Source organism: Frankia sp. AgB1.9, from assembly GCF_016786355.1.
Classification (GTDB): domain Bacteria; phylum Actinomycetota; class Actinomycetes; order Frankiales; family Frankiaceae; genus Pseudofrankia.
Genome location: NZ_JADWYX010000129.1, coordinates 10,652 through 25,850 on the forward strand (window position 1 = coordinate 10,652; position 15,199 = coordinate 25,850).

9 protein-coding genes are annotated in these 15,199 nt (G+C 72.5%); 6 read left to right on the plus strand and 3 right to left on the minus strand.

Annotated elements, in window-relative coordinates:
• Positions 1-194 precede the first annotated feature (194 nt).
• Positions 195-1,793: a glycerol-3-phosphate dehydrogenase/oxidase gene (locus I6A60_RS34465; protein WP_203019467.1), complete on the minus strand. Its 1,599-nt coding sequence runs from the start codon at positions 1,791-1,793 to the stop codon at positions 195-197.
• A 449-nt stretch (positions 1,794-2,242) separates the two neighbouring features.
• On the opposite strand from I6A60_RS34465, the gene I6A60_RS34470 reads away from it, so the two are divergent.
• The 5 genes from I6A60_RS34470 (at position 2,243) to I6A60_RS34490 (ending at position 10,261) form a co-directional block, all read left to right on the plus strand.
• Positions 2,243-3,937, plus strand: a complete 1,695-nt coding sequence (locus I6A60_RS34470; RefSeq protein WP_203019465.1) for an FAD-binding oxidoreductase — start codon at positions 2,243-2,245, stop codon at positions 3,935-3,937.
• Between the two features lie 381 nt (positions 3,938-4,318).
• The gene (locus I6A60_RS34475; protein ID WP_203019463.1) at positions 4,319-4,477 is read left to right on the plus strand and encodes a hypothetical protein; all 159 of its coding nucleotides are present in this window, start codon (positions 4,319-4,321) and stop codon (positions 4,475-4,477) included.
• 72 nt (positions 4,478-4,549) lie between these two features.
• Positions 4,550-5,308: an SDR family NAD(P)-dependent oxidoreductase gene (locus I6A60_RS34480; protein WP_203019461.1), complete on the plus strand. Its 759-nt coding sequence runs from the start codon at positions 4,550-4,552 to the stop codon at positions 5,306-5,308.
• A 187-nt stretch (positions 5,309-5,495) separates the two neighbouring features.
• Positions 5,496-7,091 (plus strand): LmeA family phospholipid-binding protein, encoded by a 1,596-nt coding sequence (locus tag I6A60_RS34485; RefSeq protein WP_307874006.1) that lies wholly within the window; start codon positions 5,496-5,498, stop codon positions 7,089-7,091.
• 608 nt (positions 7,092-7,699) lie between these two features.
• Entirely contained in the window at positions 7,700-10,261 is a 2,562-nt protein-coding gene (locus I6A60_RS34490) for an ATP-binding cassette domain-containing protein (protein ID WP_203019457.1), read from the plus strand.
• Positions 10,262-10,337: 76 nt separating this feature from the next.
• On the opposite strand, the gene I6A60_RS34495 is transcribed toward I6A60_RS34490, so the two are convergent.
• Both I6A60_RS34495 and I6A60_RS34500 read right to left on the minus strand, forming a co-directional pair.
• Complete coding sequence (locus I6A60_RS34495; RefSeq protein ID WP_203055792.1) at positions 10,338-11,663, minus strand: cytochrome P450; 1,326 nt, start codon at positions 11,661-11,663, stop codon at positions 10,338-10,340.
• Positions 11,660-12,148, minus strand: coding sequence for a 2,4'-dihydroxyacetophenone dioxygenase family protein (locus I6A60_RS34500; protein WP_203019447.1), 489 nt, complete (start codon positions 12,146-12,148; stop codon positions 11,660-11,662). Before I6A60_RS34500 ends, I6A60_RS34495 begins: the two co-directional genes overlap by 4 nt.
• Before the next feature lie 756 nt (positions 12,149-12,904).
• Here I6A60_RS34500 and I6A60_RS34505 point away from each other — a divergent pair.
• A complete protein-coding gene (locus tag I6A60_RS34505) occupies positions 12,905-15,142 on the plus strand; it encodes a protein kinase (RefSeq protein ID WP_203019445.1) in 2,238 nt (745 codons plus the stop codon).
• Positions 15,143-15,199 lie beyond the last annotated feature (57 nt).

Sequence of the window (15,199 nt, forward strand, 5' to 3'; positions counted from 1 at the left end):
CTGGGTTGCGTTTCGCTGAGACCAGCCGGCCGGCTAATGGGGCGGGGTGGGCTCCGCCGGGGTGGGGAACCGTTCGGCCTGGTTCGGGCGCTGAGCGCCCTCCCCAACGTGATTCTGGGTTGGCGGAGATGGACGAGGCTGGCGCTGTCCAGGGTCGGGAGCTGGGTTGCGTTTCGCTGAGACCAGCCGGCCGGCTAATGGGGCGGGGTGGGCTCCGCCGGGGTGGGGAACCGTTCGGTGAGTTTGATCGCGGGCGGCAGGGCGGCGGCGCGGTCGGCGGCTACGAGACCGATCCGGGTGCGCCGGTCGAGCAGGTCGTCGACGTCGAGCGCGCCCTCGTGCCGCAGCGCGAACAGCAGCTCGGCTCCGGTGACGGACGTGCCGGCCGCGATCGGCGTGAGCAGGTCCGGGTCGTCGCCGGCCGCGGCGAGCACTGCGGGTGCCTCCGTGCCATACCGCTCCACCAGCCGTCGGGGCGCCGGCACGGCGGCGAGCTGGGCCCGTGGCGCCGCGCCGACCAGCGGCAGCCGGGCCGTCCGGCACGGCCCTGCGGTGAGCGCGCCGTGCGCGACGGCGGCGTCGACGGCGTCCCGCGCCATCCGCCGGTAGGTGGTCAGCTTGCCGCCGACGACGGTGATCACCCCGTCGGGACCGACACGGACTGCGTGCCGACGGGACAGGTCCGCGCTGCGAGTCGGCGCCCCCGGGTGGGCCGGCGCGTCGAGCAGCGGACGCAGCCCGGCGAACGCGCCGAGCACGTCGGCCCGGTCCAGCGGACTGTCCAGCGCCGCGGACACCACGCCCAGCAGTGTCTCGATCTCGGCGGCCGTCGGCTGGGGCACGTCCTCGACATTTTCGGCGGGGACGTCGGTCAGCCCCACGTAGACCCGGCCGTCGGCCTGCGGCACGATCGTGACGTAGCTGTTGTGCTCCCCGGGCATCGGCACCGTGACCGCGGCACGCAGGCCGCCGAACGCGTCGGCGGCCAGCACCAGATGGGTGCCCCGGCTGGGCCGTAGCCGGATCTCGGGGGCCAGGGTCGGCGCCCACACCCCGGTCGCGTTCACGACGGCCCGCGCCCGCAGGCTGAACGTCGTGCCGCTGACGGCGTCCTCGACGAGCGCCCCGGTGCCGGTGAGCGTGCGCGCGCGCAGCCGGGTGAGCACCCGCGCCCCGTGGGCCGCCGCCGTGCGGGCCAGCGTGACGACGAGGCGGGCGTCGTCGACGAGCTGGCCGTCCCAGTAGAGCAGGCCGCCGCGCAGACCGGTCTCGCGCAGGGTCGGGGCGTGCTGGCGGGTCTCGACGGCGGTGAGCCGGCGCGGCGGCGGCAGTGTGTTGCTGGGGGTGCGCGCGCCGCGGCGCATCAGGTCGGCGACGTGCAGGCCGGCGGTCATCAGCGCGGACGAACGCCGGCTGATCTCCGGCGTCAGCGGAATCAGGATCGGCAGCGGGTGGACCAGGTGGGCGGCGGTCCGGCGCAGCAGGATGTCGCGTTCCTGCGCGCTCTCCATGGCCAGTCGCAGGTCGCCGCTGGCCAGGTATCGCAGTCCGCCGTGCACCAGCTTCGAGCTCCACCGGCTGGTGCCCCAGGCGAGGTCGCGGGCCTCGGCGAGCGCGACGCTGAGCCCTCGGCTGGCCGCGTCCAGGGCCACGCCGGCGCCGGTCACGCCGCCGCCGATCACCAGCAGGTCGACGACCTCGCCGGCCGCCAGCCCGGCGAGCTCCCGCTCGCGCCGGGCCGCGGACAGCGACGCCCCCGGATGAGGTGACACGCCTGCGCCGACATCGGTCATCAGGTCCCCCTCTGTTAGCCGGCGGCCAAGTGCGGGCCGGTGTTAGCCGGCGGCCAAGTGCGGGCCGGTCTCACTGGCGGCCAGGTGCGGGCCGGTGTTAGCCGGCGGCCAAGTGCGGGCCGGTCTAGCTGGCGGCCAAGTGCGGGCCGGTCTAACTGCCGGCCAGGTGTGGGCCGGTCTCGCTGGCGGCGAGGTGCGGGCCGGTCACCTCCCAGGAACGGGCCGGGTCACCTGCGACCAGGTGTGGGCCGGTCACCTGCGGCCAGGGCGAGCCGGTGCACGTCGGGCACGGCCTCGCGCCCAGCGTGCGTGCTGGGTACCGCCCTCGTCCACCGGACATTTTCAACGACCGAAAGGCCCCGTTCGGGGCCCGATGGGCGGACGGACGTCGGTGAGGCTGGCCACAGCTCGTCGAGGTCATCCGGCGGCCGGGGTGGCACAGTGGTCGGGTGAGCGAGCCGTCGCTGGATGCCCGGGCCCTGGTTGACGCGGAGCCGGTGTGGTGGGGGTGGCGACGGGCGGACGAGCACACCGAGCTCCCGGCGGCGGTACGGGCGCTGCTGGTCGACGGGCTGGGCTTCGTCGAACGGCTGAGCCCGCCGGTCGACCTGGCCGACGTCCGCTTGCCCCCGTCGCGGCTGCCCGAGCCGGCGCGCGCCGATCTCGCCTCGGCCATCGGCCCGGAGCAGGTCCTGCTCGACCGGGTGGCCCGGATTCGGCACTGCGGGGGCCGGTCCACCACTGACCTGCTCGCGCTGCGTGCCGGCGACGCCGCCGCCGCGCCGGACGCCGTGCTCACCCCGGCCGGCCATGACGAGGTCGCCGCCGTTCTGGCGGTCTGCGCCGGGCACCGTGTCGCCGTGGTGCCCTACGGCGGCGGTACGTCCGTCGTCGGTGGCCTGGCCCCGCCGCACGCCGGCTACGAGGCCGTCGTCGCGCTCGACCTGCGCCGACTGAACCGATTGCTGGACGTCGACACCGTCTCGCTGACCGCCACGCTGGAGCCGGGCCTGTCCGGTCCGGCGGCCGAGGCGCTGCTCGCCGAGCACGGCCTGACCCTCGGGCACGTCCCGCAGTCGTGGGAGTACGCGACGATCGGCGGGTTCGCCGCGACCCGTTCCAGCGGGCAGGCGTCCAGCGGGTACGGCCGGTTCGACGCGGTCGTGGTCGGGCTGCGGGTGGCCACGCCGATCGGTGGCTGGGAGCTCGGCCGGGCGCCGGCCTCGGCCGCGGGGCCGGATCTGCGCCAGCTCGTGCTCGGCTCGGAGGGCGCCTTCGGGGTGATCACTGCCGTCCGGGTCCGGGTCCGGCCGGTCCCGGAGCGCCGGCGCTACGAGAGCTGGCGGGTCGACGACTTCGCGACCGGGCTCGCGGCGCTGCGCGCGCTGGCCCAGCGCGACCTGCTGCCGACCGTCGCCCGCCTCTCCGACGAGGTCGAGACCGCGGCCGGCGCCGCCAGCCCACCCAGTGCCGCCGGCCCACCCGGAGCCGCCGGAGCCGCCGGGGCGACGGATGGCCCAGATGGCACGAACCAGGGCGACGGCGTCGAGGTGCCGGCCGGCGGGTGCCAGATCGTGCTCGGCTACGAGGGCACGCCCGAGCGGGTCGAGCGGCAGGCGGATGACGTGGCCGCGCTGCTGGGCGCCCAGGGCGGGCGGCCGCTCGGCGCCGACGCCGGCTGGGCGTGGGTGCGCGGGCGCTTCCACGGCCCCCGGCTGCGGGACGCGTTGCTGGACGCCGGGATGTTCGCCGAGACGCTCGAGACCGCCACCTTCTGGTCCGGGGTGGACGGCCTGTACGCGGGTGTCCGGGGCTCGCTCGCCAAGTCGTACGCCGCGGCCGGGGTGCCGGCGGTGGTGATGTGCCACGTCTCGCACCTCTACCCGACTGGCGCGTCGCTGTACTTCACCGTCGTCGCCGGCCACAGCGAGGACCGGGCCGCGGCGTGGGCCGCGGCGAAGGCGGCGGCGAGCGACGCGATCGTGGCGGCCGGCGGGACGATCACCCATCACCACGCCGTCGGCACCGACCACCGTCCGTGGCTCGGCGCGGAGATCGGCGACGTGGGTGTCACCGTGCTGCGGGCCGTCAAGCGGGCCCTCGACCCGACCGGCATCCTGAACCCGGGCGTCCTCATCCCGTAAGCACTCCGCACCCGGAGGGGCGGCCCGTACCTGCGAGGCAGTCCGTGCCCGAAGGGCAGTCCGCCTCGAAACGGCACTGCCCGTCGAGCTCGGCCGCCCGGCGATCTAGCGCTTTGGTGTCGGTGATCGCCGTTTGAGCCCTCGCATGGTCGTGGAAATGCCTTGATCAGGACCACGCGAGGGCCAAAACGGCGATCACCGGCCGGCGAGCCCGGCTAATGATCATGCCGGGCAGCGGTCGCGGGCACCCTGGGTGCGTCGCGCGCCGGGGATCGATACGCTGAACGGGTCGCCTACGACGTCCAGTAGAACTGGGCGGGCCGCACTGGGCGGCAGGTCTTCGATCTTCCCCCCATGTGGTGGGGGCTGGAGGGATTCGCAGTGGTCATTGGTGCCTTGGTGATCTTCGCGCTGTTGATGCTGATCCCACCGCTGATCATCGGCCCGCCGATCGTCTACTACTACCGGAAGTGCGCGCCGCTGCGGGCCCAGGCCGAGCTCGACCGCACCCGCCGCTCGCGCGAGCTCGCTCGCCGCTGACGCGGGCCGCCGGCTCCCGTTCGAACGCGTTTTCGGTAACCCGGCAGCGCGCCGGCCGGTAGGCAGGCCAAGATGGGCGCTATGCCACCGGAACCGCCGCCACCGGACGGCCCGGGGCCCGAGCCACCGCGGTCCCCGGCGAGCCGTGGGCTGGTGCTCGTCGGGCCCGGGTCCGCGTTCGGTGCCGAGCTGCTGATCCGGTTCGGGCTGGAGGGCTTCCGGCTCGGCGTCGTCGCCCGGTCGACGGACACCCTCGGCCGGCTGACCGAGGAGCTGGCGAGCGCGGGGCTGACGATGCGCGGCGCCGTCGCGGACGTCACCGACGCCGCCGGCTTCGCGACGACCCTCGCGGGTCTCGCCGCCGACCTCGGCGGCCTGACCGTGCTGGTCTACAACGCGAAGCTGTCCATCCGCGGCAGCGCGTTCTCCGTGCCGGCCGACGCGCTGAACCAGACGCTGGCCGTGAACGTGACCGGCGCGCTCACCGCCGTGCAGGCGGCCACGCCGCTGCTGCTCGACCGGGTGGGCGCCACGATCCTGGTCACGGTCGCGGGGAACCGCACCGAGCCGCCCGGTGGGCGGTTCGCGCTCGCCGCGGGCAAGGCGGGGCTGGCCGCGCTCGCCGGCGCCGTCGGCCCGACGCTCGCCGACCAGGGCATCCGGATGCGGACCGTCGTGCTCGACGGCCGGGTCGGACCGGCCGGCCCGCTGCGACCGGCCGCGGTCGCGGACCATTTCTGGCAGGCCTACGCGGCGCCCCGCGGTGCCGTCTTCCGGCTCGCCCCCGCCGGCCCGCGCCGCCCCGCCGCGACGCTCCCGCTCGAGGTCTGACGCTTCCGCGACCGTCGGCAGGGCGACCCGGGGAAACGTCGGAAAGCGGACAGCGGATCGCGGCGGGCGATCGGACCCTCGACGCTCCCAAGAGGTGCTGGACGTGCGACCATCCGGTGGATGAGCCGACGGGGTGGGGACGTCCTCGCGCGCGTGGGTCGGCGTGCCCCTGATGGGAGATGACCCCGTGAACAACCCAGCAGACGACGACGGGTACGAGCCGGGCGAGGCGACCAGTGTCCGGCGCCCGCGGCCCGGTGAGCCCGTGCGCCCGACGCCGGCGCGCCCGGGTGCGCCGAGCGGGCCGCCGCCGCCCGCTGACTCGTTCCGCCCGGCCGGCCCGCCCCCGCCGGTCGACTGGTTCAAGCCCGCTCCCGGTCGGGACGGGCAGGGCCGCGGTGCCCCCGCGGGCTCCGGTGGTGGCGACCAGACCTCCCGGCCGCGCCGCGACGCGGGCCCGGGCCGAGCCGGCTACACCTCGCAGCCAGGCATCCCGGCCGAGCGGTACCCGACCCCGCGCCCCGGCGAGTTTCCGTCGCCGGTCCCGCCGACCCGCCGATCGTCCCCGCCGGCGACCTCCCGGTCCGACCGATCCGACCGGTCTGGCGGCGCCGACCGGTCCGGCGGCAGGTCTGGCCAGGACCGGCCAGGCGCGCGGTTCGACCGCCAGGGCTCCGACTCCGGGACGCCGCCGGTCCGGCCCGGCGAGTCGACCGAGTACCTCGGCTACGCCGCCCGCGGCAGCCGGCCGGCCGAGACCACCGAGTACAGCTACGGCCAGCCGGCCGGCGGCAAGGACCTCGGCGGCCGAGGCGGTCCGGACCCGGTCACGGCGGCCTGGTCCGCCGACGGCTCCGACGGCTGGGCCGCTGGTGGCCAGGCGCGGGACGGCTACGCGCAGGCCGGCCCGGGCACCGGTGGCACGCCGATCGGCCCCTCGACCGGCGGCGTCGCGCTCGGTGACCAGCCACCGCCGAAGCGGCGGCGCAGGCGCGGCCGGAAGATCGCGCTCATCGTCGTGCTGGTGCTGTTGGTCCTGGCGATCCCGGTGGACCGGATCGCCGCGCACGTCGCCGTCGGCCAGATGCGCAAGCAGGTAGACACCGCCGTCGCCGCGAACCTCAAGCCCGGCCAGCAGCCGCCGATCGTGCGCAAGGTCAGCATCGGCGGGTTCCCGTTCCTCACCCAGGTGCTGTTCGGCAAGTTCAAGGACATCGGCGTCTCGCTGGAGGACATCCCGACGACGGCGGACGGCCCGAAGATCGCCTCCGTGGACGCGCATCTGCGGGGCGTGCACGTGCCGTTCACCGACGCGATCTCGAACAAGGTCGGCAAGGTCCCGGTCGACAACGTCGCGGCGACGGTCGTGCTCAACTACGACGATCTCAACAAGTTCCTCGACACCGACAAGACCTTCCACCTGCATCTCACGCCGGTCGACGGCGGCAAGCAGGTGAAGGTCACAGGCAAGACCACCCTGGACGTGCCCGTGATCGGCAGCCTGCTCGGTGGCCAGAGTGGCACCTTCAGCGGCACCGGTGCCTTCAACGTCCAGAACAACAAGCTGTTCATCAACCCGACCGGCCTGTCGTTCGACGTCGGCGGGATCGGCGCCAATGTCCCGATTCCGAAGCAGCTCGGCGCCGCGATCCCGATCCCGCTGCCGGACAACCTGCCGTTCAGCCTGACGGTCGTCAGCGCCGGATCCACGGCGACCGGTCTCTCGGTGACCGCGACCGCCAAGAACGTCGTGCTGCCCGCGGCACCCGCGGCCAAGAAGTAGCGCTCCAGGTGCCGTGACCTCGGTCGGTTGCCCGACAGGGCAGCAGGTTCGGGGTCACCGAAGAGGATGCTCGAACCCGTCCGACCCGGCTGAGTGCGGTCCGGATCGGTACCTTCGTCGCGACGGGATGGTGGCGCGTCCGCGCTGCCGTCCCTGCCTGGTCGTCTCCGAAGCGGAGCGGGAGTCTGGATGGTTGAGGGTGGTGCCGTGAACGCGGCGACGGGGCGAGCCCGAGGCGCCGTGAACCTTACGGTACGTGCTCGGTTATGGCCCGTGCGTACGGGCGGGGCAGGACACGCTGAGAAACCGGGGGCTGGTGAGCTGTCGGGCCGCCGACGCCGTCACCCGGCTGGTTCGCAGCGGGCCACGCGACGCTACGATCCGGACATCCCGCAAGATCGGTCGTTTCGGGACCCGGGCAGTTCGAGAGACTGTCGCAGTTCGACAGACGAGGTTGGTTCGGTAGTGACACCGCGGCACTACACGTTCCGCGCTTCGGGAGCGTCCCGGGGCGGGAGCGTACTGGTCCTGGCAGGACCGGTGGCAGTCGGACAGTGCGAGTTTGGCGGGGCAGTCCGGCCAGCGTCCCGTCCTGAAGGGGGAAACACGTGCCTACGGCCGTTCTGAAGATAAGCAGCGAGGCCGGCCAGGTGATCGTGCCCACGGGACAACCGCGGTTCATCATCGGCCGAGCCCGCAACGCAGACTACGTGATCGCGGACAGCCGGGTCTCCCGGCAGCATCTGATGATCGAGGAGACCGACTACGGCTGGGCCGTCCGGGACGTCAGTTCCAACGGCACCTGGTACGACGGCAGCCGGATGCTGAACACCGTCGAGGTCCGGGGCGAGACGCGGTTCCGGCTGGGCACGCCCACCGGCCCCGAGGTCATCATCCTCGACGAGCTTCCGTCGCAGCGGTCCCCGTACGACGACCCCTACAGCGGGGACGCCGACATGCAGACCATGCTGCCCAACCAGACCGGCTACAGCCCGCCGCGCACGTCGAACCGGCCCACCCGCCCGACGCGCCGCGAGGACCACGACGCCGGCCGCCGTGGTACCCACAACGGCCAGCCCGCCGCCGACCCAGCCGAGGTCAGCGGCCACACCCGGCTGGACCGCGAGCACGAGCGCAGCAACACCTACCCGCTGCGCCAGGGGACGATGACGATCGGTCGCGCCCGCGACAACGACGTCGTCATCACCGACCTGCTCGCCTCCCGCCATCACGCCTCGCTGACCGTCCGCGGCCCGAATGTCGACCTCATCGACATGGACTCCGCGAACGGCACGTTCCACAACGGTCGCCGCATCCAGCGCGCGCAGGTCAAGCAGGGCGACGTCATCGCCGTCGGCCACCACGTCTTCCAGCTCGAGGGCAACCTGCTCGTCGAGTACGTCGACTCCGGTGACGTCAGCTTCGAGGCCGAGCACCTCAACGTGTGGGCCGGCGAGAAGCAGCTCATGCACGACATGACGTTCCGGCTGCCCGGCCGGGCGCTGCTCGGCGTCGTCGGCCCCTCGGGCGCCGGCAAGTCGACGCTGCTCAACGCGCTGACCGGCTTCCGGCCGGCCGACCAGGGAACGGTCCGGTACGCGGGTCGAGACCTCTACACCGAGTACGACGAGCTTCGCCGCCGAATCGGCTACGTGCCGCAGGACGACATCCTGCACACCACGCTGACCGTGCGTAAGGCGCTTGAGTTCGGCGCGGAGCTGCGGTTCCCGCCGGACGTGACCTCGGCCGAGCGCAGTGCCCGGGTGGACGAGGTGCTCCAGGAGCTGAACCTCACCAGCCACGCGAACACCGTCGTCTCGCGGCTGTCCGGCGGTCAGCGCAAGCGGACCTCGGTGGCGCTGGAGCTGCTGACCCGCCCGACGCTGCTCTACTTGGACGAGCCGACCTCCGGTCTCGACCCGGGCATGGACCTGCAGGTCATGCAGTCGCTGCGCAAGCTCGCCGACGACGGCCGGACGGTCGTCGTCGTCACCCACTCGGTGGCGCAGCTCGACCTGTGTGACTACATCCTGGTGCTCGCGCCGGGTGGTTACGTCGCCTACTTCGGCCCGCCCCAGGACGCGCTGCCGTTCTTCGGCGCGGACGGCTACCCGTGGGTCTTCCTGAACCTGCAGGAGAACCCGGGCTCCGAGTCCGCGGCCCGCTTCCGCCAGTCGCGGCACTACGTGCCCGCGTCGGTCACCGCGCCGTCGGCCCGGCCCGCGCCGGAGGAACTGCCGAGCATCCGGCAACAGTCGGTGTTCTCCCAGCTGTTCACCCTGACAAGACGAACGTTCGCGGTCATCGCGTCCGACAAGGGCTATCTACGGCTGGCAATCGCGTTCCCGTTCGTGCTGGGTGTGATCCCGCGGGCGATCGGCGGAAACTTCGTCGACACCCACGACAAGTTCACGCCGAACTCGGACGCACCGACGATCTTCCTGATCATGGTTCTGTGTGCCTGCTTCATGGGCATGTCGAACTCGGTCAGAGAGATCGTCAAGGAACGGGCGATCTACCAACGAGAACGGGCGATCGGCCTGTCGAGAGCCGCCTACGTGGGCTCGAAGGTTCTCGTTCTGATCATCATCACGATCCTGCAGTCGATCCCGTTCACGGTCATCGGCCTGATCGGTCGGCAGCCACCGAGCCACCTGGCGCTCGGCAACACGCTGGTGGAATGTCTGCTCGCGGTGTTCATCGTCGGCTTCGCCTCCGGCATGGTCGGCCTGGTGATCTCGGCGATGGTGGACAACGCGGACAAGACGATGCCGCTGCTGGTCATCGTCACGATGATCCAGCTGGTGTTCTCCGCGGGCATCGTGCCGATCGCCGGCAAGGTCGGCCTCGAGCAGGTCGCCGTCGTCTCGCCGGCCCGGTGGGGCTACGCGGCGATGGCCGCCGACGCCGACTTCAACGCGATCACCCGGGCCGGCGTCCAGCGGCCGGCGACGGCGAACGGCGCGGTGGTACCGGGCAAGTTCGTGCCGGTCAACCCGCGGGCGCCGATCAAGGACCCGCTGTTCGTGCACACGAACAAGCAGTACGCGATCGACGTCGGCGCCGGGCTGGTCGTCAGCCTTGCGTACATCGGCATCACGTCGCTGCTGCTGCGCAGGCTCGATCCGAAGACGGGCAAGAAACGCAAGGCGGCACCGGCGACCACCTGACCCGGACCTTCCGCCCCGCGACCGACGGCGGCGGGTGGCCCTCCCCACGGAGGGCTCACCCGCCGCCGTCGGCGTTCTAGGCCGGGGTCAGCCGGACCGGGAGCGACTTGAAGGCGTTGTTCAGGTTGGAGCGGACCCGCACCGGCGCGCCGGCCCGCTCGATGCCGCGGAACGCGGTGAGCAGCTCCTCGAAGAACACCCGGCCCTCCAACCGGGCCAGATGGGCGCCGAGGCAGAAATGCTCACCCTTGCCGAAGGAGAGATGGCGATTGGGGGAGCGGCCGATGTCGAAGGCGTCCGGGTTGTCGAAGACGGCCTCGTCCCGGTTCGCCGCCGTGAAATAGGTGGCCAACCGGTCGCCGGCGCGGATCTGGCGGCCGGCGAGCTCGGTGTCGGCGAGGGCGGTGCGACGGAAGTGGTGCAGCGGGTTCGCCCACCGCAGGATCTCCTCGACCGCCCCCGGGATGAGCGCTCGGTCTGCGCGCAGCGCCGCCAGCTGGTCCGGATGGTCCAGCAGGGCGCTCAAACCCGCTGACAGCATCGTCTGGGTCGTGTCGTTGCCGGCGGTGACCAGCTGGACGAAGAAGCTGCCGTAGTCGAGGTCGGACATGGTCCTGCCGCCGAAGTCGCCAGCCAGCAGCAGGCTGGTCAGGTCCTCGCTGGGTGGCTCCGTACGCCGCCGAGCGGCGAAGCCGGCCGCGTACAGGGCCATCTCCACCGTCGGCGGCACCGGTTCTGGTGCCGCCGGTTCTGGTGCCGCTGGTGCTGGCACCGCCGGGACGGTGCTCTCGCTGGACGTGGCGTCGGTGGCCGCGGCGCCGTAGTCGTCGTCCTGGCCGCGGTTGAGGAGCTGGGCGAGGCCGTGGACGTAGTCCCAGTCCGCCGGGGGCAGGCCCATCAGCTCACCGACCACGCGGGTCGGCAGCTGGCCGGCGACCTCGCCGACGAACTCGACCGTGGCGCCGGCGGCGCCGCGTTCCACTGTCTCACTCATGATTGCCCGTGTGGCGGCGCGGACCCGATCCTCCAGCAGGGCGATCGCGCGGTGGGTGAACCGGTGCGCGAGGGGCCGGCGGTAGTCGCGATGACGCGGTGGGTCCATCGCCAGCAGCATGTTCCGCATCTGGGCGAGCCGGTCGGGCGGCAGGTCGTCGATCACGACGCCGCCGCGCTCGGAGGAGAACAGCTCCGGCGCGCACAGGACCGCGTCGACGGCGGCGTAGCCGAGCACCGCCCAGTAGCCCGGCGCCGCCGGCCCGGCGGCGACCGGCTGCCAGTGGATCGGGGCCGCCCGTCGCAGCGCGGCGAACGCCGCGTGCGGCGGGCCCGCCGCGTAGCTGTCCGGGTCGTAGAGATCGACGGCCTCGCCGGTCGTCGCGGTGGTCAGGTCGGTCGTGGTCATCCGACGAGGACGTTCGGCCGGCCGAAGCCCTGCGCCTGGCAGAGCGCGAGGTACGCGTCGAGCGCCGCCGCGCCGTCGGTGACCGACTCGATCTGCCCGTCGGTGGTCAGGTTCAGGTTCGCGCCGTACATCTGGAACCAGACCCGGGTGTCGTCCTCGACGCAGTGCAGGGTGTGGACGGAGCCGGCGGGTTCGTGAAGGTACGAGCCGGCGCGGTTCACGTAGTCGTACTCCTTGTACTTCCACGCACCGGTCACCGTGTAGCCGAAAACGGGCCCGGTGTGCCGGTGGGTCGCCACCTCGTAGCCGGACTGAAAGATGTTCTCGACGATCCACAGGCCCTCGGCGGCGCGGACATGAATCACCTTGAGCTTGTTCCCGCCGCCGATCTCGACGAACGGTAAGTCGTCGGCGCCGATGTGTGTCGCCAGCGGGGTGTTGCGGCTAGGGGTGTTGCGGCTAGAGGTGTTCCGGCTGTCCAGCATGCGCGGACGGTACGGTCGACCTGACGGGTCGTCAAGAGACCGTCCACGGGCGATGGCCGGGGGAGGCGCGGCCTGGGCGGTTCGGTTTCCGTGTACCGCGTGAACACGTATTGTTCACTTCGGGCCGGCGAAAGCCCGCTGAGGCAGCCAGGCCCTGTCTGGGCTGGCAGAGCAGTGGGCTCGGTGGCCGCTGCGGCGGCCGCTCGTGGGGGCCAGTTCGAGGATCGTTCGAACAATCTCGCCGAATGTCGTATAGATACGGTTTCTTCGCCGCGGTCGCGGGGTGAGATGTGTATGGCTGGACCGCCACCCAGAACCGGCACGCGGGGGGCGTCAGTTCGGGCAAGCGGCAGGCGGTCCAGCCACCCACCTCACACCGCCCGCCCACGGCCGGCCCAGGCGCAGCAGGCCGGTGAGCCGCCTGCTGGACCGGCGGATGACGCGACGGGACCGCGCTGAGAGCCGCCTGACCAGCCCCTCGATGACGCCACAAGAACGGGCTGACACGCGCCACTTCACGGCACGTCGCACCGAAAGCCTTCGCGCGTGCTGGTGTTGGGCCGAACTGGCCCCGCCTGTCCGGCTGGCGGTCCGCGCTGCGCCTCAGCGTCCCGAGGTGTCGCGCCGCCGACCCCTGCCGCTTCGATTCCGACGCATTCCTGGAATTCGGCAGACGGTAGCATTCTGCCCGCATGGGATCGTCATTCGGGACCGTCGCGTGTCCTGCGTCGGGTGGGGAAGAGCAGAGGTGGGGCAGTGACGTCGTCAGAGGCGAATGTCAGCGGCCGCGCGACGCCGTTGGGTGAGAACGACCCGCGGACGCTCGGCGCGTACACGCTGCTGGGCAAGCTCGGGCAGGGCGGGATGGGCACGGTCTACCTGGGCCGGTCCGAGCTGGGGCGACTCGTCGCCATCAAGGTGGTCCGCGCCGACGTGGCCGACGACCCGCAGTTCCGCAGCCGGTTCCGCCAGGAGGCGGCGACGGCGCGCCGGGTCGCCCGGGTGTGCACGGCCGAGGTGCTGGACTTCGATCCGGACGCGGTGCAGCCGTACCTGGTCACCGAGTTCATCGAGGGCCCGACGCTGTCCAGCTTCGTCTCCAAGGGCGGCCCGCTGATGGCGGCCAACCTGGAGCAGCTCGCCGTCGGCGTTGCCGCCGCGCTGCGCGCCATCCACGCGGCCGGCATCGTGCACCGCGACCTCAAGCCGTCGAACGTCGTGCTTTCCGCCTTCGGCCCGCGGGTCATCGACTTCGGCATCGCCCGGGCGCTTGACTCCGCGACCAACCTCACCGGTGACCTTCAGCAGCTTGGCACCCCCGCCTTCATGTCCCCCGAGCAGATCCGTGGCGACGCGATCACCTCGAAGGCCGACATCTGGGCCTGGGGCGGCCTGGTGACCTACGCGGCGACCGGCCAGTACCCGTTCGGCACCGGCAGCGCCCAGGCGCTGCTCTACCGGGCGATGAACGAGGAGCCGCAGCTCGACGGCGTCGACCCGGCGTTGCGGCCGATCGTCTGGGACGCGATGCGCAAGAGCCCGGCCAACCGGCCGACCGCCAGCCAGCTGATGGACCGCCTTCTCGGCGACGAGGCGGGTGACACGGTGAACCAGGAAGAAGCGGTCACCAACGTGCTCGCGGACTGGAACGTGCCTTCTCCGGGCGCCGGCGGCCCTCCGTCCGGCCCCGCGACCGTCGGCGGCCCGGCCGGCATGGCCACCCTCGCCTCGACCAGGCCAGGCAGCACGGCCGACCAGGACTACGTCTCCACCCAGCTCGCGACCCAGCGCGTCACCCCACCCCCAGCCGGTCCCGGGCACGGTCAGCCGGGGCACGCGCAGCCGCCCGGCGCGGCCCCGAAGAAGAGCCGGACGCCGATGATCCTCGGGATCGCGGCGGCTGTCGTGGTCATCGCGGTGCTGGCCGCGGTGATCCCGATGGTCCTGAAGAGCGACTCCAAGAACACCCCGAGCGCGTCCGTCGTCACCGGCACGGCCAGCGCCGCGCCGGGTGTGTTCGCGCTGCCGAAGGCGGCCACCGGGCTGAGCGACGACACCCTGGTCCTCAGCCGGAACGAGCAGGCGCCGGGCGGGGGGAAGTACAGCCTCGTCGCCGCGGTGGTCCCGAACCCGGCCAGCGCCGACGCCTCGCTGCCGAAGATCTCGAAGTTCAAGACGATCCTTACCGACAAGACCCAGAACCTGCAGTTCCCGGTGATCAGCCCGGACCGCAAGACGATCGTCTATGTCGACAACTCCACCGGCAGCACGACGATGTGGGCGATCGCGTCCGACGGTTCCGGAAAGCCGGTCCAGCTGCTCACCACCGGGCAGGGCGCGAACCTGTCGCCGGCCGCCGACGGGCGGCCGTCATTGTCGCCGGACGGCAAGTTCCTGGTGCTGCGCTCGACGACGGACCAGACCGGCCAGCCCAACCCGGGCCTGTACATCAGCTCGATCGACGGCAAGACCGTCCGGCGGCTGGACACCCAGCCGGAGGCGTCCGACCCGTCGTGGTCGCCGGACGGCGAGCGGATCGCCTACTGGTCGAACACCGTCGCGGGTGGCGGCGGCGGCTTCCTGGTGCTCATCTCGACGATCCCCGGCCAGGCCGCTGTGCCGTTCAACAAGGACGAGTTCATCTCGGAGCGCGACAAGCCCAACCTCGACTCCGAGCCGACCTGGTCGCCCGACGGCAAGTACCTCGCCTTCGTCCGCCAGATCGCCAGCAACCCGAACGACCAGCAGATCGCGATCGTGAACGTGAACACCAAGCACGTCACCGCGGTCACCGGCGAGAAGAACAGCACCCAGGACGGCCCGAGCTGGTCGGCGGCCGGAAGCGATCTGCTGCTCTTCACCGCCAACCGGGACCCCAGCCACCCGGACGACCGGCAGCTGTTCATGACCGATCAGCGGAACCTCGACGCCGCCGACCGCCAGCTCACCGACGGCCGCGGCGACTTCGCGTTCCCGCGCTGGTCCGCGCTCTGATCGATCCTTCTTCCACGCGGTGGCGGGGGGGGGGCGCGCGGGGGGCGCCCCCGCCGG